This window comes from Pseudomonas sp. LF020, assembly GCF_053456425.1.
This window is the reverse complement of sequence record NZ_JBRFIX010000002.1, coordinates 552229-572299: the sequence shown is the minus strand read 5'-3', so window position 1 is coordinate 572299 and position 20071 is coordinate 552229. Positions and strand designations below refer to the sequence as shown.

Here is a 20071-nt window from a genome sequence, read left to right as displayed (position 1 = left end):
TGGGCTGCGAAGCGGCCCTAGGCAATCCGCAGCCAGGCGTCATTTGCCGGTTTTGCGACGGCTTCGCCGCCGGGCGGGAGCAAGCTCCCTCGCCACAGGGATGCGGTTGCGGTGTCAGATCAGTTGGTTTGACTGGATCAAGCCAACCCCGGCCGTCTGCATTCGCTCCATCGCCGCCGCCAGTGAACCCTCCATATCAATGGCGCGACAGGCATCCAGCAGCACAAACGCATTGAACCCCGCCGCCCGCGCATCCAGCGCCGAGAACATCACACAGAAATCCAGCGCCAGACCGACCATGTACACCGTGTCGATACCGCGTTCTTTCAGATAACCGGCCAGACCGGTGGTGGTGCGCCGGTCCGCTTCGAGAAACGCCGAATAGCTGTCGATGTCCGGGTTGCAGCCCTTGCGGATGATCAGTTGCGCGTGGGGCAGCTTCAGCTCGGAGTGAAACCCGGCGCCGGTGGTGCCTTGCACGCAGTGATCCGGCCAGAGTACCTGCTCGCCGTAGGGCAACTGGATCACATCGTAAGGCTTGCGCCCGGGATGACTCGAGGCAAATGAGGCGTGGCCGCTCGGGTGCCAGTCCTGGGCAATGATCACCTGTTTGAACAGGCCGCTCAGGCGATTGATCAGCGGCACGATCAGATCGCCTTCGGGGACGGCCAACTGGCCGCCCGGGGTGAAGTCATTCTGCACGTCAATGACCAGCAGGGCGCTGCGGGGTGAAATCTGCATCGATGCTTCCTCCTTGGATAATCACGCGCTCAGCATAGTGGCAGCGGCACTCATGCGCTCAAGCGTTCGATCAAGTGTCTGGCGAGGCCTTCCAGCGCCGGGGCCGGATTGTGCCCGATCAACATCCACGCATGCTCACCTTCGGTCCAATACACCACGTTCATCTCATGCCGCCGTTCGTGCGCCAAAGGCTGGCTGCCACTGTTGGAGCGAGTCACGCACAAGGCCAGCGGCCCGTGTTTCGCATCGAGATAGGTCAGTTGCGCAATCGGCACACCGTCGTACTCGAGCATTTGTGCGCGTTTGAGTTCGGCGCCCGGCAGCTTCAGCAGCGCCGGTGACAGGTTCAGGCCGAGCCGCGTGTCCACCGCACGCAATTGCACGCGTTGGTTGGCCTCGTCGCTCGGCAAATGATCAAGCGTCTGCGGCACATACAGCGCCATGTAGTCGCCCACCAGGGCGCGCCAGTTATGTGCTTGCTGCGTTTGCCAGGCGAGAAACAGGCGATCGGCCAACACCCCGCCCGCCAGCAGACTCGCGGAGGCCGCACCGATGAACCAGCGTCGGCTCAGGCCTGGCCGCTGAGGGGCAGGGATGGCATCGAGGCGCGCCTGCAAACGCTCCAGCGGCGCCTGTTGCGCCAGTTCGTCATAGGCCTCTTTGTACGGCAGGCTGCTGCGTTCGAACCATTGCACGCGCAGGCTGAGCAACGGGTCGTCGACAATCGCGCTGTCGAGTTGAGCGCGATACGCGGGATCCAGTTCGTCGTCGAGGTAGGCCACCAGTTGTTCGTCGGAGGGCTTGTTCATGGGTGGTCACCTCCAGTGGTTTTCGGCACGGCTTGCAGCGGCGGGTACTCGGCCAGTTTCAGCCGCGCGGTGGCCAGACGGCTCATCACGGTACCGATCGGCACTTGCAGGATCTCGGCGACTTCGCGGTAGGACAGGCCTTCAACGTAGGCCAGATAAACGGTTTCGCGCTGGGTTTCCGGCAACGCATCGACCCGGCGGATCACCTGTGCCGCCATCACGTGGGTTTGTGCGGCGTATTCGCCGTCGAAGGCCAGTTGCCCGTCGGCATCGACCTGGCCTGTGCCCTGACGCACCCGACGCGCGCGCACTTCGTTGAGCCAGATCGAATGCAGGATGCTCAGCAACCAGCGATCCATGCGCGTGCTGGCCACATATTGGCCGGCACGTTCCAGCGCCCGCACACACGTGGCTTGCACCAGATCCTCGGCCACGTGCCGATTGCGCGACAGCAGCAGACCGTAGCGCCACAGTCGCGCCAGATGTTGTCCGAGTTCTGCTCTGAATGCCTGATCGCTGACGATGATGGCGTTCCTTTATCTATCTCAGGTTTTCGATGAATCGTTGATGGCTTCAGCCAGGTCCTGGTATTCCTCGCAGGATGTTCCGCAAATCGATTTGATCTGCTGCAACTGCTCCTGCGCCAGGTCGACGCGACCTTTGATCACATAGGCTTCGCCGAGGTATTCACGCACTTGCGCGTACTGCGGATCGAGTTTCACCGATTGCAGGTAATAGCCGATGCCTTCATCGGTACGCCCCAGTTTTCGCGTGGCGTAACCGCGATAGTTGAGGGCCTTGGCGGTGTTCGGATGTTTCAGGGTGTCGAGCAGGGCCAGGGCCTCTTCGTAGCGACCGTCCTTGGCCAATCGGTAGGCGTAATCGGTACGATCGGCATCCGGTACGGCGCTGCTGGTCTGCAGCACGCATTTCTGCGATTTGCTGTCCCAGACCTGGCCTTTGGGGCAGTTGGGCTTCTGCACGGGTGCGCTTTCATCACCATTGGCAAATGCCATCGACGTGGATAACGCGGCCACCAGCAGCAACGGGGCGGCGAACATAACGGAACGGATAGTCATGGGCAAGGCTCCACAGAGGGTTATGTTTCACTTTGAACACCACAGCACGGCATTTTATTCATTGCTTTGTCAGGCTCTGTTCAAGGTACGCGCAAATCACGGCGCTATGCTCAGGAACGCCTGCCGTCCATCCAGCGCTTTGCCATGACCCGGCGCTGACACACGAGGAACTGCCATGAAAGATCAGGTCCATCACTCCGCTGCCGCCGGCTACAAGACTGCCGCCGACACCTACGTCAAAGGTCGCCCCGATTACCCGCCGCAGGTCAGTCAATGGTTGACCCAGACATTGGGCCTGGACAGTCACAAGACGGTCATCGATCTGGGCGCCGGCACCGGCAAGTTCACCGGGCGGCTGGCGGCCACCGATGCGCAGGTGATTGCGGTGGAGCCGGTGGCGCAGATGCTGGAAAAATTGTCCGCCGCCTGGCCCGAGGTGCTGGCGGTGAGCGGTACTGCGACCGATCTGCCGTTGCCCGACGCCTCCGTGGATGCGGTGGTCTGCGCGCAGGCGTTCCATTGGTTCGCCACACCCGAAGCCTTGAGCGAGATCGCCCGGGTACTCAAGCCCGGCGGCAAGCTCGGGCTGATCTGGAACCTGCGCGATACGCAAGTCAGCTGGGTGCCGAAACTTGACGCGATCGTCAATGCACTGGAAGGTGATACGCCCCGTTATTACACCGGCCAATGGCGCGACGCGTTTCCGCATCCGGCGTTCGGGGCGCTGCAGCTACAGCAGTTTCATCACGGACACACCGGCTCGCCGGAAGACGTGATCTTCAATCGGGTGCGCTCCACCAGTTTTATTGCAGCATTGCCGCAGGCGCAGCGGGACAAGGTCGATGAGCAGATCCGCGCGTTGATTGCCTCGGAACCGGCGTTGCGGGGCCGGCATGTGCTGACAGTGCCTTATGAGACGGCGGCGTATGTGGCGGTGAAGGTCGGTTAGATTCTTTGCTGCACAGACTAAACCCTGTAGGAGCTGCCGCAGGCTCGGGCCGCGATCGGACGATCTTTTGATCTTCACAGTCAAAAGATCACAGCCTGCGGCAGCTCCTACACGGATTGATGGCACCTACCTGACCTTGTGGCAGTCAGTCCCGCATTTGGCCGAACCGCCATCGTGATGCCTTGTTATAGTTCGGGCCTCATTTTCTGCCCGGTAAAGGATCACTGCCATGACTCAATACACCGCCTTCAGCGTCGAACTGGCCGACAACATCGCGCATGTGCAGATCAATCGCCCGGAAAAGATCAACTCGATGAATGCTGCGTTCTGGAGCGAGATCGTCGAGATTTTCCAGTGGATCGATGACACCGATGGAGTGCGGGTGGTGGTGCTCAGCGGTAACGGCAAACATTTTTCCTCCGGCATCGACCTGATGATGCTCGCCGGCGTCGCCAACGAGCTGGGCAAGGACGTCGGCCGTAATGCGCGCCTGCTGCGGCGCAAGATTCTCACCCTGCAAGCTTCGTTCAATGCTGTCGACAACTGCCGCAAACCGGTACTGGCGGCGATTCAGGGCTACTGCCTCGGCGGTGCGATCGACCTGATCGCCGCCTGCGACATGCGCTACGCTGCCGAAGACGCACAATTCTCGATCAAGGAAATCGATATCGGCATGGCCGCCGATGTTGGCACTTTGCAACGGTTGCCACGGATCATCGGTGACGGCATGCTGCGTGAACTGGCTTACACCGGGCGCACCTTTGGCGCCGAAGAGGCGCGCAGCATCGGTCTGGTCAATCGCGTTTACGCCGACAAGGACCTGCTGCTCGAAGGTGTGATGGACATTGCTCGCGACATTGCCAGCAAATCGCCAATCGCGGTCACCGGCACCAAGGAAATGATCAGCTACATGCGCGATCATCGCATCGACGACGGACTCGAATACGTTGCCACCTGGAACGCCGCCATGTTGCAATCCACCGACTTGCGCGTGGCCATGGCCGCCCATATGAGTAAACAGAAACCCGAATTTCTGGATTGAGAAACCATGACAGCTCGCTGGACCACTGCAGTACTGGACACCGATCAACCCGGCGGTTGGGCCGTGGCACGCAGCCCCGAAGGCTTTCTGTTCGACGACAACGGCGCGCTGTTCCCGCGGGAATGGCTCAAGCGTCAGGACTTGTCGGTCCTTGCCGAACACGGCATCGGCCACCTCGATGGCGAGCCGGTCTATCTGCTGGAGCTGCGCAGTTCCAGCGAGGTGCCGGGCTGCAACTGGAAAGGCCTGCGGGCGTTCATGCTCGATGGCGATCACACGATCTACAAAGTGCTGGGTTATGCCGCGCAGATCGGCACCTGGGCCCGCGAGCATCGTTTTTGCGGCAATTGCGGGCAGGCGATGACCCAAGTGCCTGGTGAGCGGGCGATGTATTGCCAGCCGTGCGACTTGCGCAGTTATCCGCGCATTTCGCCGAGCATGATCGTGCTGATCACCCGCGGAGACGAGATCCTGCTGGCGCGTTCACCGCGGTTTGTCACCGGGGTCTACAGCACGCTGGCCGGCTTTGCCGAGCCGGGGGAGTCGGCCGAGGATTGCCTGATTCGCGAGGTGCGCGAGGAAGTCAGCATCGAAGTGAAGAACATCCAGTACATGGGCAGCCAGTGCTGGCCGTTCCCGCATTCGATGATGCTCGGCTTCCATGCCGAATATGCCGGGGGCGAGATCGTCTGTCAGGAGGACGAGATCGAGGACGCACAGTGGTTCAACGTGCACGATCTGCCACCGTTGCCGGCGTCAAAATCGATTGCCCGTTACCTGATCGACGTCTACGTGGCGCGCCGTTTAGGCCACGCTGAACCAGTGTTGCCAGGCTAGGCGCACGGTCAGCCCCAGCACCACGGTGATGAACACCGGACGAATGAACTTGGCGCCGCCGCTGATCGCGGTGCGCGCGCCGAAGAATGCGCCGACCATCACCGACAGGCCCATGCACAGGCCGATGATCCAGTCCACCTGCCCGGAAAACACGAACACCGACAGCGCCGCGATGTTGCTGACGAAGTTCATGCTGCGCGCCACACCGCTGGCCTTGACCAGGTCGATCGGGTAGAGCAGCAGACTGCTGACCGTCCAGAACGCACCGGTGCCGGGGCCGGCCACACCGTCGTAGAAACCGAGGCTGAAGCCCTGGCTCGACTGCCATTTCTTCTTGATCGGCGCATCGCTGTCCAGCGGCGCCTTGGGCGTACCGCCGAACAACAGATACAGGCCACAGGCGAAGACGATCACCGGCAGCATCTTGTTCAGCCATTCCGCCGGCAGGTAGTGCGCGACGACGGCACCGGTCAGCGCGCCGACCAACGTACCGATGATCGCGTGTGTCCACTGCCGAGGGTGGAACAGCTTGCGCCGGTAGAAGGTGAAACTGGCGGTGGCCGAACCGAACGTCGAACTCAGTTTGTTGGTGCCCAGCACCAGATGCGGTGGCAGGCCGGCGGTGAGCAGTGCCGGGGTGGTCAACAACCCGCCGCCACCGGCGATGGCGTCGATGAAACCGGCAATGAAAGCGACAAGGGCCAGAACGGCCAGGGTGGTGAGGTCAACGCTGAGTTCGAAAGGCATGGAATCGGCTTATTCGGCAGGGCGCAGAAGGGCTGCGGGGAAGGGCTGACATGTTACTCATTTCCAAGTGTTGCGGCGACCCGTAAAGCCCTATCGCTGGCAAGCCAGCTCCCACAGAGATCTCTAGTGAACACAAATTTTGCGAACATACCGGACACCTGTGGGAGCTGGCTTGCCAGCGATGAGGTCAGCTCAGACACCAACTATTCAACTGTTGCCCAACCAACACCTCGACAACAAATCACCCTCCAACAATGCAACTCCATCAGCCTCAAGCCCAACAAAACCAGGCATCTCAATCCTGGCACGCTTGCTGCTCTGTCCCACTGACCTTCCCAACGTCCCGAGGACACGCCAATGAGCAAGCAAGCCGTGAAATTCGCCTACTGGGTGCCGAACGTCAGTGGCGGTCTGGTGGTCAGCAAGATCGAGCAGCGCACCGACTGGGGCATCGACTACAACCGCAAGCTGGCGCAACTCGCCGAGGCCGCCGGATTTGAATATGCCCTGACGCAGATCCGCTTTACCGCCGGTTACGGCGCCGAGTTCCAGCATGAGTCGGTGGCTTTCAGTCATGCGCTGCTGGCGGCTACCACCGAGCTGAAGGTGATCGCGGCGATTCTGCCCGGCCCATGGCAACCGGCGCTGGCGGCCAAGCAACTGGCGACCATCGATCAACTCACCAACGGCCGGATCGCGGTGAACATCGTCAGCGGCTGGTTCAAGGGCGAGTTCCAGGCCATCGGCGAGCACTGGCTGGAACACGACGAGCGCTATCGGCGCTCGGAGGAATTCATCCGTTCGTTGCGCGGGATCTGGAGTCAGGACAACTTCAGCTTTCGCGGCGACTTCTACCGCTTTGACAATTACACCCTCAAACCGAAACCGCTGGGCCGCCCGGAAATCTTCCAGGGCGGCAGTTCCCGTGCGGCAAGGGACATGGCGGCGCGGGTCTCGGACTGGTATTTCACCAACGGCAACAGCGTCGAAGGGATCAAGGCGCAGGTCGATGACATCCGGGCGAAAGCGGCGGCCAACAAGCATTCGGTGAAGATCGGCGTCAACGCTTTCGTCATCGCCCGCGACACCGAAGAAGAGGCGCACGCGGTCCTGGCGCAGATCATCGACCAAGCCGACCCGGAGGCGGTGAACGCCTTTGGTGACGCGGCGAAACAGGCGGGCAGGGCGTCACCGGAAGGTGAGGGCAACTGGGCGAAATCGACCTTCGAGGATCTGGTGCAATACAACGACGGCTTCAAGACCAACCTGATCGGCACGCCACAGCAGATTGCCGAGCGGATCGTGGCGTTGAAAGCGGTGGGGGTGGATCTGGTGTTGGCAGGGTTTCTGCACTTTCAGGAGGAGGTGGAGTATTTCGGCAAGCGGGTGTTGCCGCTGGTGCGGGAACTGGAGGCTGAAAAGACTGCCGCAGTAGCCTGAAACACCACAATCCCCCCTGTAGGAGCTGCCGAAGGCTGCGATCTTTTGATCTTGCTTCTAAAAATCAAAGTCAAAAGATCGTCCGATCGCGGCCCGAGCCTTCGGCAGCTCCTACAGGGGGAGTTATGTGAACTTAGAGACCCAGGTCGGAAAGCCCCGGATGATCATCCGGACGCCGCCCCAGCGGCCAGTGGAACTTGCGTTCGCTTTCCTTGATCGGCATGTCGTTGATGCAGGCATAGCGCTGGAACATCAGGCCGTGTTCATCGAACTCCCAGTTTTCGTTGCCGTAGGAGCGGAACCAGTTGCCCGAATCGTCATGCCATTCATAGGCGTAACGCACGGCAATCCGCGTGTCGGAGTAGGCCCAGAGTTCCTTGATCAGGCGGTAATCGAGTTCCTTGGCCCATTTGCGGGTCAGGAACGCCTTGGCTTCTTCGCGATTGTTGGCGAACTCGGCGCGGTTGCGCCATTTTGTGTCGAGGGTGTAGGCCAGCGACACCTTCTCGGGATCGCGGGAGTTCCAGCCATCTTCGGCCAGACGTACTTTTTCGATAGCCGATTCACGGTTGAACGGCGGTAAAGGCGGACGCACTTGGGCAGCAGTCGACATTTTCAGTCTCCCGATCTAATTAACGATTAAACAACGGTTGAGGCTTATTTAAGGCGTTACAGGTCCAATAACTTACGCGCCATGCATTGCGCATTATCAGCGGCACTGTGATCACCCATCACAAGCGCTACGGTAATGGCGCCGTCAATCAGGATCAGCAATTGTCTGGCCAGACGTTGCGGATCTTCGACGCCATGTTCGGTACACAGCTCGCACAGGTAGTCGAGCAGCTTCTGTTTGTGGTCTTTGGCGACCTGGCGCACCGGGTCTTCGGGATCGCCGGTCTCGCCACTGGTATTGATGAAGGCACAGCCACGGAAACCTTCCGAAGCGAACCAGCTTTTGAGCACGGTAAACAGGTTGAGCAGGCGGTCGGCCGGGGTTTCTGCCTGATCGACAGCACTTCTGTACCAATGCATCCAGCGCACGTCGCGGCGTTGCAGGGCGGCTATGGTCAGCTCCTCCTTGTTGGCGAAGTAGCGGTAGATGCTTTTTCTGGAGACGCCGGCGGTTTTCACCAGAAGATCCATGCCGGTGGCCGCGATGCCACTTTTGTAGATCAACTTTTCGGTGACATCCAGAATGATGTCGCGGGTTGAGGTGTCAGTGATTTCGTTCATGTGGCAAACAGTAGAACGATCGTTCTCCTTTCGCAAGCTGTTTTTTAAGATCAAAAGATCGCAGCCTGCGGCAGCTCCTACTCTGATCCCTGTAGGAGCTGCCGCAGGCTGCGATCTTTTGATCTCTTTACAGACACTCACAAGACCCGAACCGGTTGATGGTGTAAGCTCTCGGGTTCTTCGGATTCGACCCATTGCGAGCCCTATGCCGTTGCTTTTCAAACGCTCTTTGCTGCCCAAACTGCGCAGCTTTCCGCTGACTGCCGAGGCCGTGACCATTCTGTCCGGCGCCGCCGAGTTCCGTCGTTGCCTGCTGGAGAAAATCGCCGAGGCGACCCGGCGCATCTACATCGTTGCGCTGTATCTGCAGCACGACGAGGCCGGTCAGGAAATCCTCGATGCCTTGCATGCCGCCAAGCTCAAGCGCCCGGAGCTGGAGATCGTCGTAGTGGTTGACTGGCTGCGCGCCCAGCGTGGGCTGATCGGCGCCGGCAAACAGCCGGGCAACTCGGCGTGGTACCAGGAAATGACCCGCACCCATCAGAGCGAAGTGCCGGTCTACGGCGTGCCGGTGCAGACCCGCGAACTGTTCGGCGTTCTGCATCTGAAAGGCTTCGTGATCGACGATTGCGTGGTCTACAGCGGTGCAAGCCTGAACAACGTCTACCTGCACAAGTTCGACAAGTACCGTTTCGACCGCTATCACGTGCTGCACAGCCGCGAACTGGCCGACTCGATGCATCATCTGGTCAAGCACGGCCTGATCGAATCCAAGGCTGTGCATCGCCTCGACCTGCCCAACCTGCCGACCACCCGCAGCCTGCGCAACGACATCGGCGACCTGCGTAGCCGCCTCAAATATGCGGCGTACGACACCAGCGCCGGCAGCACCGCGCACAGCGGTCTGTCAGTGAGCCCATTGTTGGGCGTGGGCAAGAACAACCCGTTGAACCGGGTGATTGTCGAGCTGATCGCCAGTGCGCAACAGCAGCTGACCATCTGCACACCGTACTTCAACCTGCCGCTGCCGATCATCCGCGAGGTCAACCGTGCGCTGGCCCGTGGGGTGAAGATCGACATCGTGGTCGGCGACAAGACCGCCAACGATTTCTACATTCCGCCGAGCGAGCCGTTCAAGGTGATTGCGGCGCTGCCATACCTGTACGAAATCAGCCTGCGGCGCTTCGCCAAGCGTCATCAGCGCAACATCGACAGCGGCCAGTTGAACCTGCACCTGTGGCGGGACGGCGACAACAGCTACCACCTCAAGGGCATGTGGGTCGACCAGCGCTATACGCTGCTGACCGGCAACAACCTCAATCCACGGGCGTTCCGTCTCGATCTTGAAAACGCGCTGCTGATCGATGATCCGCAAGGTGAGTGGCTTGAGCCACGGGCGAAGGAGCAGGAGGAGATCTTCCGCAACACCACGCGGATCGCCAGCTTCCAGAGCCTGGAGACCTTGCCGGAGTACCCGGCGGGGGTGGCGAAGTTTTTGAAGCGGGTGAGTCGGGTGCGGATCGAGCGGTTGCTCTACCGGATTCTCTAGCGCCGCTGAAAATGCCATCGCTGGCAAGCCAGCTCCCACAGTATTCTCGGTCATTCACAAATATCGTGTACACCAAGAACATTGTGGGAGCTGGCTTGCCAGCGATGGGGCCTGCTTAGACGCTCAATGAACTCAGTTCAGACCCAGCTTGCCACGCAACGTCGACAGGTCTTCCGCCAAGGTATTCACCGGCCCGACCAGCGCCTTGCGATCGTTATCCTTCACCTTGTCATACGTCTCGAAACCACCGTCCTTGGTCTTGTACTTGGCGAGGATCTTGTCCACGGTGGCGAAGTTCTTGTCGACTTTGGCGACGAACGCCTTGTCCTGTTTTTCGATCTGCGGACGGAACAGGTCGACGATTTTCTTCGCGCCGTCGATGTTGCCCTGGAAGTCGTACAGGTCAGTGTGGCTGTAACGGTCTTCTTCACCGGAGATCTTGGTCGCGGCAACCTCTTCCAGCAAAGCAGCAGCACCCCCGACGACTTTCTCCGGCGGGAAGGTCAGGCCGGCGACGCGGGTCTGCAGGTCTTTGACGTCGCTATCCAGCTTGTCTGCCAGGGCGGTCAGGCCTTCAGTGGTCTTCTCCGAGAACAGCGAATATTCGAGGCGGTGAAATCCGGTGAAGTCTTCAGCCTTCACGCCTTTTTCGTGGTCGTCGACGCGCGAATCGATGGACGCATCCAGGTCACTGAACAGCTCGGCAATCGGCTCGATCGACTCGTAATACACGCGCGTCGGCGCGTAGAGCTTTTGCGCGGTGGCCAGATCACCTTTTTTCACCGCATCGGTGAACTGTTTGGTGTGGCTGCCCAGTTCATCCAGTTGCTCGGTGACGTAGATTTTGTAATCCGACACCGGGCCGACCAGATCCAGCGGTGCCGTCGCGGCGAACGCCGACAGCGGGGTGTTGAGCAAACCGAGGGTCAGCAATAACGCGAGTGGCGACTTTTTCATGGAGCGGCTCCGAGGGTTTTTATGGTTATGCAGCTGTTTTGGGTTGTGTGGCGTTGAGCAGCGAGCGACCGATGAAATCCTTGTCGCCCGTGACACCCGGCAGGGTGAAGAAGTAACCGCCGCCGACCGGTTTGAGGTATTCCTCAAGCGGCTCGCCGTTGAGCCGGGTCTGCACGGTGATAAAGCCTTTTTCCAGATCGGCCTGGTAGCAGATGAACAGCAGGCCCATGTCGAGCTGGCCGTTCTTGTTCACGCCGTTGGAGTAGTTGAACGGCCGGCGCAGGATCAGGTTGGCCTGGCTCGCGGCGGTGCGCGGGTTAGCCAGGCGAATGTGCGCGTCGAGTTTGGTCAGCTTGCCTTCCGGGTCCTTGCTGTAATCCGGGACCTCGGTTTCATGGTTGGCGCCCATCGGTGCGCCGGTGGTCTTGACCCGGCCGATAATGCTTTCCTGTTCCTGCAGCGGCGTACGGTCCCAGCGCTCGACGAAATTGCGGATGATCCGCACCGCTTGATAGCTACCGTGCGCGGCCCAGGCCGGTTCATCGCTGCCCGGTTGCACCCAGACAAGCTTGTCCATCGCTTTGGCGTCGTTGGAATCGGGATTGGCCGAGCCGTCGCGGAAACCCAGGAAGTTGCGCGCCGATTGCGCCGGCACCCCCGGTTTGGCCGGGGCTTGCGGTGGCACGCTGCCTTCCTGTTTCCAGCGCACCAGCAGCAGGTCCGGCAGGTTCTTGACGATGTCGCGCAGGGCGTGAATGTTGGTGTCGGCGGTGTTCGAGCAGAATTGCAGGCTCAGGTCGCCGTGGCAGCAATCGGCCTCCAGCGCATCGTTGGGGAAACCGACCATGCGTTGCAGACGTTTTGGTTTGGCTTCGGCCAGACCAAAGCGCTCATCGAACAGCGACTCGCCCACCGAGACGGTGATGGTCAGGTTGTCCGGCGTCACCACCGGGCCGAGGATGCCGGAATCCGGCGGCGGCAGTTTCGGGTCGATCTGCGCCACCGGGCCGCCCTTCATCAGAAATGCGATGCGCTCGTTGAGCGTACGGAACAGCCGCTCGAGGTCTTCGCGATCGCTGGCCAGCACGTCGAACGACACGAACATGCCGGACGCCGGACGCGGGGTGACGATGCCGGTCTGGTGCACGCCGTGGAAGTCGTGGCGGTCTTCGGTTTTGTCGCTGCTCGGCGCTTCGGTGACTTGCGCCGGGGCCGCCGCCATGGCCGGGCAGCTCAGGGCCGAACCGGCCAGCGCAACACCGGCAGCGCCCATGCCCATCAGCAGGCGGCGACGTTGCAGATCGAGGTTTTGCAAATCTTTCATCGGTATTCGTCTTCTGCTTACAGGCCGGAGAGGCCGAGGGCGGGATCGATGCCATCCAGAGCGTCAGCCAGGGCCTGAGCCTTGTCGGCGATCTGTTTGCGTTGTTCGCCGCTGACCGTGTCGTAGCTCGCGTAGCCGTCCTTGACCTTGAAGCTGTTCAGTACGTTGTCGAAATCGCTCAGTGCGCTGTCGATTTTCGGCAGCAGGTCCGGCGCCGATTTGCTCAACATTGGCCGCAGCAATTCGACGACCTTGTGTGCGGTCTCCAGATTGCCGGCAAAACCGTTGAGGTCGGCGTGGCTGTAGCGTTCCTCTTCACCGCTGGCGGCGCGCACATCGGCCAGGGTGTTGAGGTTGCGCACCACGATGCTCACCAATTGTTCCGGCGGCAGCGACTGGGCCAGCAGTTGCTGTTTGAGCGTGGTGACGTCGGTCAGCAGGCGCTGGGCAATGGGCGTCAGATCGTCGAGTTTGCGTTGCTGGAACAGCGCGTACTCGATGCGGTGGAAGCCGACGAAGGCCGGATCCTGTTCGCGCTTCTCGAAGTAGTCGGCGCGGGCATTGATGCTGTTGTCCAGTTCCGCCAGACGTTGCGCCGCCGGGGCCAGACGCTGATAGGCGGCGCGCGCCGGCAAGTACAACGCTTGCGCCTGGGCCAGATCGCCGCTGGCAACTGCGTCGTTGAGCGCAGTCACAGCTTTGATCAGTGCGCTGCTCTGGCTCGCCAGATACACGCGGAACTCCGACAGCGGCCCGACAAAGGCGACCATCGATGGCTTGGCTTTCGCAGCGGCATCGGAGGCCGCCGTCGGCGTCACGTGCAGCACGCCGCGAGGGTTGCTCAGCAGGCCACACGTGATCGCGTAGTCGCCGGGTTGCAGGTTGGCGTTGATCACCTGGCTCAGGCCCGGGGCGATGTTTTCGCGCTCCTCGATCACCAGCACGCCGTCGAGAATTTCCCACTCCACCGCCCGGTCGGAGCGGTTGACGATGCGGAAACTGGCGCGGCCGGCGGGAACCGTCAGCTCGTTCGGCTCGCAGCTGTGAGCGTTGATGTTGACCACCACTTCGTCATGGTTGTGCTGACGCTTGGCCGCGGCCATTTTCGAGGCGTAGTAGAACAGGCCACCGGCGGCAATCATCACGACCACCGAACCGGCCACCGCCCAGCGCAAGGCGCGGGGAGGAGAGGCCTGGGGAGTATTAGGCTTTGACATGGATGCCCTTATTGGCTGGAAACGGAAGACGATTTGGCTGGCTTGGGCGCAGCAGGCGCGGCGGGGTAGAAAAACACCACCAGCGCCAGCACCAGATAGATCAGATACGCACCGAGGGTGCTGACGGTCGGCGCATCCTGATAACCGAACATGCCGGCCAGCACCGAACCCAGCGGGCCGTCCATCGGCAACGTCGCGCTGAAATCGAACAGCACGGTTTGCAAGTGATTCCACAGGCCGGCTTCATGCAGGGCCTGCACCGAATTGGCAAGGATCCCGGCGGCGACCACCAGAATGAACAACCCGGTCCACTTGAAGAACGCCGACAGGTTCAGGCGCATGCTGCCGCTGTAGATCAGGAAGCCGACGACGATTGCCAGCACCAGGCCGAGCAGGGCACCGATCGGCGCGCCCGGGCCTTCGCTCTGCTGGAACACGGCGAGCAGGAAGAACACGGTTTCCAGACCTTCGCGAGCCACGGCGAAGAACACCATGGCGATCAGCGCGATCACCTGATGCTTTGAAGAAGTCAGGGCGTGATCCAGCGAGGCCTGCAACGAATGCTTGATCGACCGCGCGACCTTGCGCATCCAGAACACCATCGAACTGAGAATGCCCACCGCGACCAGTCCGACAACGCCTTCGAACAACTCCTGCTGTTTCTGTGGGAATTCGGCGCTGACCAGTTCCAGACCACCACCCACCAGCAGCGCCAGCGCAGCGGCGAGAAACACGCCGATCCACACCGCCGGCATCCATTGGCCACGGCCGGTCTGTTGCAGGTAGCTGGCGATGATGCCAACGATCAGCGCGGCTTCAATGCCTTCACGCAGCATGATCAGAAAGGGAACGAGCATTGCGGCAACCACGAATGATTTAGATAGGTGGCTAAGTTGTAACATAATGACACTCATTCCCAAATGGGGATGCTTGACATTTACCTGAACATTCGCTGAACGGCATGTTTTTCGCCCCACACATAACCCCTGTAGGAGCTGCCGAAGGCTGCGATCTTTTGATCTTGTTTTTTAAAGTCAAAGTCAAAAGATCGTCCGATCGCGGCCCGAGCCTGCGGCAGCTCCTACAGGGGATTCGTGCTGGATTCGCATCCTGCGTTAAGATGCCCCTCACCCGAAAACAACAAGGTCTGCCTCGCTCCATGTCGGAAAAAGACACCATCGCCGTGCAACTGGTGCGTGAAGCACTGCTGCAAAGTTGTGCCCCGGGCGTGGCCACGGATGAAGTCTTGAACAAGGTCGGGATTGCTCCGGCCCTTCTGCACAGCGAACAGGGGCGGGTGCCCGCATCGCAATACGCGAAACTCTGGCGATTGCTGGCCCGGCGCGGCGATGACGAGTTTTTCGGTATGGATCCGCGCCGACTCAGGTCCGGCAGCCTCGAATTCCTTTGCCGCAGCGCCATGGCGCAACCCAGCCTGGCCGCCGGGCTGAACACGGGGCTGAATTTCCTCTCGCTGATGCTGGAGAAAATGCCCGCGCAACTGGTTCACCAACAAAGCCTTGCCGAAATCGTCCTGCTCGAAGACGATCCCGAACCGCGCCGCGCCTTTACCTATTTCACCTACTGGATGATCGTCCACGGCGTGGCCTGCTGGCTGGCGGGGCGGCGGATTCCGATTCTGGCGATCGAACTGCGCTGCGCCGAGCCGGATTTCTGCGACGATTACCGGGTGATGTTCTCGGAAAACCTGCGTTTCGAGCGTCCGCGTACGCGGATGATCTTCGCCGCTGACTGTCTCGATCTGCCGATCAAGCGTACAGCCGAGGAACTGAAACGCTTTTTGGCCCATGCGCCGGCGAACATTCTGGTGAAGTACCGCGACCCGGAAAGTCTTGCCAGCCGGATCAAACAGGACCTGCGCCAGTTGCCCGCCGAACAGTGGCCGGAGACAGAAGCCTTGGCGCAACAACTCTGCATGTCCGCCTCGACCCTGCGCCGGCGTTTGTCCGAGGAAGGCCAGACTTATCAAGGCCTCAAGGACAGCGTGCGCAAGGAACTGGCGATCACCTGGCTGGCGGAGCCGTCGATCAGCTTCGTCGAGATCGCCACGCGGCTGGGGTTCGCCGATGCGAGTTCGTTCTACAAGGCATTTCGCAAGTGGTCGGGGTCCAATCCTGGGCATTACCGTACGTTGATCCTTAACGAAGCGGTCTGATTCAGAGTATCTGTCGTCTGGCACGGCGCCATCGCTGGCAAGCCAGCTCCCACAGATTTTGCGCTAACACTGTGGGAGCTGGCTTGCCAGCGATAGGGCCAGTCAGGACAACGCATCTTTTGAACCTTGGCCAAACCAGTCAGCCACTTTGATGGCTTTGACCATTGCCGCCTTAGCGCCGCAGCGCGACTATCCCTGTGTTGTTTACGGTTCCCAGCCTAATAAAAACACAGAGGGATTCTGGCAATGCGCGATTACTTGTCTGCCACCGAACAGTTCAACTATCAGCACACCGTGGACGCTGCGCTCAGCGGCACGCTGGAGGCGCTCAACGCCTGCGTCGAATGTTGCGACCGCCACGCCTTGCCGGGGCGCATTGCGCTGTTCTGGGAGGGCCGCGACGGCGCCAGTGCCACGTACACCTTCAGCGAGCTGCAAGACCAAGCCGCGCGTTTCGCCAATTTCCTTCTCGAACAAGGCGTGCAGAAGGGCGACAAGGTCGCCGGTCTGCTGCCACGCAACATCGAATTGCTCATCACCGTATTCGCCACCTGGCGCATCGGCGCGGTGTATCAGCCGCTGTTCACCGCGTTCGGCCCCAAGGCCATCGAGCATCGCCTGAACAGTTCCGGCGCCAAAGTGGTGGTCACCGACGCGGTCAACCGGCCGAAACTCGCTGAAGTCAGCGATTGCCCGACCATCGTCACCGTCGGCGGCGCGAAAGGTCAGGGCATCGTCCGTGGCGATTTCAGTTTCTGGGCCGAGCTGGCCAACTATTCCAATGTCTGCGAGCCGGTGCTGCTGAGCGGCGAAGACCCGTTCCTGCTGATGTTCACCTCGGGCACCACCGGCCCGTCGAAAGCGCTGTCAGTGCCGCTCAAGGCGATCGTTGCGTTCCAGAGCTACACCCGCGACGCGGTGGATCTGCGTCCTGAAGATTCGTTCTGGAACGTCGCCGATCCGGGCTGGGCCTACGGCATCTATTTCGGCGTCACCGGCCCGCTGTCGATGGGGCATCCGATCACCTTTTACGATGGCCCGTTCACCCTCGAAAGCACTTGCCGGGTGATCAACAAATACGGCATTACCAATCTCACCGGCTCGCCGACCGCGTACCGCTTGCTGATTGCCGGTGGCAACGAGTTCGCCAAGTCGATCAAGGGCAAGCTGCGCATTGTCAGCAGCGCTGGCGAGCCGCTCAACCCGGAAGTGATCCGCTGGTTCGCCGATAACCTCGGCGTGGTGATTCACGACCATTACGGCCAGACCGAACTGGGCATGGTCCTGTGCAACCACCACGGTCTGCAGCACCCGATTCACCTTGGTGCCGCCGGCTTCGCCTCGCCGGGGCATCGCATCGTGGTGCTCGACGAGCAGTACAACGAACTCGGCGTCGGCCAGCCGGGCATTCTCGCCATCGACCGCACCCAGTCGCCGATGTGCTGGTTCGGCGGTTACCAAGGCGTGCCGACCAAAGCTTTCGTCGGCGATTACTACCTCAGCGGCGACACCGTGGAGTGGAACCCGGACGGCAGCATCAGCTTCGTCGGCCGCAGTGATGACGTGATCACCACCTCCGGTTATCGCGTCGGCCCGTTCGACGTCGAGAGCGCGCTGATCGAGCACCCGGCGGTGGTCGAAGCCGCCGTGGTCGGCAAGCCCGATCTGGAGCGCACCGAACTGGTCAAGGCCTTCGTTGTGCTCAACCCGCAATACCGCGCCGAACCGGCGTTGGCCGAGGAGCTGCGCCAGCACGTGCGCAAACGTCTGGCCGCGCATTCGTACCCGCGGGAAATTGAATTTGTCAGCGAATTGCCGAAAACCCCAAGCGGCAAATTGCAGCGCTTTATCTTGCGCAACCAGGAAATCGCCAAGGCTCAAGAGGCCGCGGCGCACAACGTTTCAGCTTGAATCAGGAAGTCAGTCATGCAGATCGAGAACAAGGTTTTTATCGTCACCGGCGGCGCCTCCGGCCTCGGTGCAGCCAGCGCTGAATTGCTGGTCAGTGTCGGCGCCAAAGTGATGCTGGTGGACATGAATGCCGAAGCCGTCGCTGCCCAGGCTCAGCGCCTCGGCGCGCAAAGTGTTGTCGCCGATATCAGCAACGAAGCCGCAGCGGAAGCGGCGGTGCAGGCCACGCTCAAAGCCTTTGGCAGTCTCAATGGCCTGGTCAATTGCGCCGGCATCGTTCGCGGCGAGAAGATCCTCGGCAAGAACGGCCCGCATGCACTGTCCAGCTTCGCTCAGGTGATCAACGTCAACCTGATCGGCAGCTTCAACATGCTGCGACTGGCGGCTGCGGCCATCGCCGAGAGCGAAGCCAATGCCGACGGCGAGCGCGGCGTGATCATCAATACCGCGTCGGTGGCGGCGTTCGACGGCCAGATCGGCCAGGCCGCGTATTCCGCCTCCAAGGGCGCGATTGCCAGCCTGACCCTGCCGGCCGCCCGCGAACTGGCGCGCTTCGGCATCCGCGTGATGACCATCGCCCCGGGCATTTTCGAAACCCCGATGATGGCCGGCATGACCCCGGAAGTGCGCGACTCGCTGGCCGCCGGCGTACCGTTCCCGCCGCGCCTTGGGAAACCAGCCGAGTACGCCGCACTGGTTCGGCATATCATCGAAAACAGCATGCTCAACGGTGAGGTGATCCGTCTCGACGGCGCCTTGCGCATGGCCGCCAAGTAAGGAGGATTTGTCATGACCATTTCCAACGATCCGATTGTTATCGTCAGCGCCGTCCGCACCCCGATGGGCGGTTTTCAGGGCGAACTGAAAAGCCTCACCGCACCGCAACTCGGCGCTGCGGCGATCAAGGCTGCGGTTGAACGCGCCGGCGTTGCCAGCGACGCGGTTGATGAAGTGCTGTTCGGTTGCGTATTGCCCGCTGGCCTCGGTCAGGCACCGGCGCGTCAGGCAGCACTGGGTGCCGGGCTGGATAAATCCACCCGTTGCACCACGGTCAACAAGATGTGCGGCTCGGGCATGGAAACCACCATTCTGGCCCACGACATGCTGCTGGCCGGCAGCGCCGATGTGGTGATCGCCGGCGGCATGGAGAGCATGTCCAACTCGCCGTATCTGCTGGACCGCGCCCGCGCCGGTTACCGCATGGGCCATGGCCGGGTGCTCGACTCGATGTTCCTCGACGGCCTCGAAGACGCCTACGACAAGGGCCGCCTGATGGGCACCTTCGCCGAGGACTGCGCCGAAACCAATGACTTCAGCCGCGAAGCCCAGGATGCCTTTGCCATCGCTTCGACCACCCGCGCCCAGCAGGCGATCAAGGACGGCAGCTTCAAGGCCGAGATCGTGCCGCTGAGCGTGACCGTCGGCAAGGAGCAGGTGCTCATCAGCAACGACGAGCAGCCGCCGAAAGCCAAACTGGACAAGGTCGCCTCGCTGAAACCGGCGTTCCGCGAAGGCGGCACGGTGACGGCGGCCAACTCCAGCTCAATCTCCGACGGCGCGGCGGCGCTGGTGCTGATGCGCCAGTCGCAAGCGCAAAAACTCGGGCTTAAACCGCTGGCGGTGATTCACGGTCACGCGGCGTTTGCCGATACGCCGGGCCTGTTCCCGGTGGCGCCGATTGGCGCGATCAAGAAGCTGGTGAAAAAGACTGGTTGGGCGTTGAACGAGGTCGATCTGTTCGAAATCAACGAAGCGTTCGCCGTGGTGGCGATGGCGGCGATGACCCACCTGGAAATCCCCCATGACAAGCTCAACGTGCACGGCGGCGCCTGCGCGCTGGGCCATCCGATCGGCGCCTCGGGCGCGCGGATCCTGGTGACGCTGCTCTCGGCCCTGCGCCAGAAGGGCCTGAAACGCGGGATCGCAGCGATTTGCATCGGCGGCGGTGAAGCCACGGCGATGGCCGTGGAATGCGTCTACTAAACACACTCCCCCTGTAGGAGCTGCCGAAGGCTGCGATCTTTTGATCTTGCTTTTAAAAATCAAAGTCAAAAGATCGC

General features: G+C 61.1%; 20 protein-coding genes. 9 read left to right on the top strand and 11 right to left on the bottom strand.

Translation table 11 applies throughout. The features are described 5' to 3' along the window. Positions 1 to 114: 114 nt before the first annotated feature. The 4 genes from pncA to ACU680_RS06555 form a co-directional block, all read right to left on the bottom strand. Positions 115 to 741, bottom strand: coding sequence for a bifunctional nicotinamidase/pyrazinamidase (gene pncA / locus ACU680_RS06570; RefSeq protein WP_448178999.1), 627 nt, complete (start codon positions 739 to 741; stop codon positions 115 to 117). 50 nt (positions 742 to 791) lie between these two features. Then, positions 792 to 1550, bottom strand: coding sequence for an anti-sigma factor family protein (locus ACU680_RS06565; protein ID WP_448178998.1), 759 nt, complete (start codon positions 1548 to 1550; stop codon positions 792 to 794). Then, complete coding sequence (locus ACU680_RS06560) at positions 1547 to 2005, bottom strand: RNA polymerase sigma factor (RefSeq protein ID WP_448179134.1); 459 nt, start codon at positions 2003 to 2005, stop codon at positions 1547 to 1549. The genes ACU680_RS06565 and ACU680_RS06560 overlap by 4 nt, the downstream gene beginning before the upstream one ends. 90 nt (positions 2006 to 2095) lie before the next feature. Then, on the bottom strand, positions 2096 to 2629 hold the full coding sequence (locus tag ACU680_RS06555; protein ID WP_448178997.1) for a tetratricopeptide repeat protein: 534 nt from the start codon (positions 2627 to 2629) through the stop codon (positions 2096 to 2098). 175 nt (positions 2630 to 2804) lie between these two features. Between ACU680_RS06555 and ACU680_RS06550 the strand changes: the two genes are divergently transcribed. From ACU680_RS06550 to nudC, 3 genes are all read left to right on the top strand, one after another. Continuing rightward, positions 2805 to 3578 (top strand): class I SAM-dependent methyltransferase, encoded by a 774-nt coding sequence (locus ACU680_RS06550; RefSeq protein ID WP_448178996.1) that lies wholly within the window; start codon positions 2805 to 2807, stop codon positions 3576 to 3578. Positions 3579 to 3807: 229 nt separating this feature from the next. After that, positions 3808 to 4620, top strand: coding sequence for a crotonase/enoyl-CoA hydratase family protein (locus ACU680_RS06545; protein ID WP_448178995.1), 813 nt, complete (start codon positions 3808 to 3810; stop codon positions 4618 to 4620). Positions 4621 to 4626: 6 nt separating this feature from the next. Beyond that, positions 4627 to 5457: an NAD(+) diphosphatase gene (gene nudC / locus ACU680_RS06540; RefSeq protein ID WP_448178994.1), complete on the top strand. Its 831-nt coding sequence runs from the start codon at positions 4627 to 4629 to the stop codon at positions 5455 to 5457. Here the strand turns inward: nudC and ACU680_RS06535 are convergent. Beyond that, complete coding sequence (locus ACU680_RS06535) at positions 5425 to 6204, bottom strand: TSUP family transporter (RefSeq protein ID WP_448178993.1); 780 nt, start codon at positions 6202 to 6204, stop codon at positions 5425 to 5427. The genes nudC and ACU680_RS06535 overlap by 33 nt on opposite strands. A gap of 357 nt (positions 6205 to 6561) precedes the next feature. Between ACU680_RS06535 and sfnG the strand changes: the two genes are divergently transcribed. Then, positions 6562 to 7644, top strand: coding sequence for a dimethylsulfone monooxygenase SfnG (gene sfnG, locus ACU680_RS06530; protein ID WP_448178992.1), 1083 nt, complete (start codon positions 6562 to 6564; stop codon positions 7642 to 7644). A gap of 133 nt (positions 7645 to 7777) precedes the next feature. Here sfnG and ACU680_RS06525 read toward each other — a convergent pair whose 3' ends face one another. Continuing rightward, a complete protein-coding gene (locus ACU680_RS06525) occupies positions 7778 to 8257 on the bottom strand; it encodes a nuclear transport factor 2 family protein (RefSeq protein ID WP_098963977.1) in 480 nt (159 codons plus the stop codon). Positions 8258 to 8313: 56 nt separating this feature from the next. Continuing rightward, entirely contained in the window at positions 8314 to 8877 is a 564-nt protein-coding gene (locus ACU680_RS06520) for a TetR/AcrR family transcriptional regulator (protein ID WP_448178991.1), read from the bottom strand. Between the two features lie 205 nt (positions 8878 to 9082). Here ACU680_RS06520 and pssA point away from each other — a divergent pair, with 205 nt between their 5' ends. Then, entirely contained in the window at positions 9083 to 10426 is a 1344-nt protein-coding gene (gene pssA / locus ACU680_RS06515) for a CDP-diacylglycerol--serine O-phosphatidyltransferase (protein ID WP_448178990.1), read from the top strand. A gap of 132 nt (positions 10427 to 10558) precedes the next feature. Here the strand turns inward: pssA and efeO (ACU680_RS06510) are convergent, their stop codons facing one another. The 4 genes from efeO (ACU680_RS06510) to efeU are packed head-to-tail and all read right to left on the bottom strand — an operon-like array spanning position 10559 to position 14781. Next, entirely contained in the window at positions 10559 to 11383 is an 825-nt protein-coding gene (efeO, locus tag ACU680_RS06510; protein WP_108589789.1) for an iron uptake system protein EfeO, read from the bottom strand. A gap of 25 nt (positions 11384 to 11408) precedes the next feature. Further along, complete coding sequence (gene efeB, locus ACU680_RS06505; protein WP_367084567.1) at positions 11409 to 12707, bottom strand: iron uptake transporter deferrochelatase/peroxidase subunit; 1299 nt, start codon at positions 12705 to 12707, stop codon at positions 11409 to 11411. 17 nt (positions 12708 to 12724) lie between these two features. Next, positions 12725 to 13924, bottom strand: coding sequence for an iron uptake system protein EfeO (gene efeO / locus ACU680_RS06500; RefSeq protein ID WP_367084566.1), 1200 nt, complete (start codon positions 13922 to 13924; stop codon positions 12725 to 12727). Positions 13925 to 13932: 8 nt separating this feature from the next. Further along, positions 13933 to 14781, bottom strand: coding sequence for an iron uptake transporter permease EfeU (gene efeU, locus ACU680_RS06495; protein ID WP_367084565.1), 849 nt, complete (start codon positions 14779 to 14781; stop codon positions 13933 to 13935). A gap of 302 nt (positions 14782 to 15083) precedes the next feature. Between efeU and ACU680_RS06490 the strand changes: the two genes are divergently transcribed. The 4 genes from ACU680_RS06490 (at position 15084) to ACU680_RS06475 (ending at position 19994) form a co-directional block, all read left to right on the top strand. Then, the gene (locus ACU680_RS06490; protein WP_367084564.1) at positions 15084 to 16100 is read left to right on the top strand and encodes an AraC family transcriptional regulator; all 1017 of its coding nucleotides are present in this window, start codon (positions 15084 to 15086) and stop codon (positions 16098 to 16100) included. A gap of 246 nt (positions 16101 to 16346) precedes the next feature. Then, the gene (locus tag ACU680_RS06485) at positions 16347 to 18011 is read left to right on the top strand and encodes an AMP-binding protein (protein ID WP_367084563.1); all 1665 of its coding nucleotides are present in this window, start codon (positions 16347 to 16349) and stop codon (positions 18009 to 18011) included. A gap of 15 nt (positions 18012 to 18026) precedes the next feature. Then, positions 18027 to 18788 carry an SDR family NAD(P)-dependent oxidoreductase gene (locus ACU680_RS06480; RefSeq protein WP_367084562.1) on the top strand — a complete coding sequence of 254 codons (762 nt, stop codon included), beginning with the start codon at positions 18027 to 18029 and terminating at the stop codon, positions 18786 to 18788. Positions 18789 to 18800: 12 nt separating this feature from the next. Continuing rightward, the gene (locus ACU680_RS06475) at positions 18801 to 19994 is read left to right on the top strand and encodes an acetyl-CoA C-acyltransferase (RefSeq protein ID WP_448178989.1); all 1194 of its coding nucleotides are present in this window, start codon (positions 18801 to 18803) and stop codon (positions 19992 to 19994) included. Positions 19995 to 20071 lie beyond the last annotated feature (77 nt).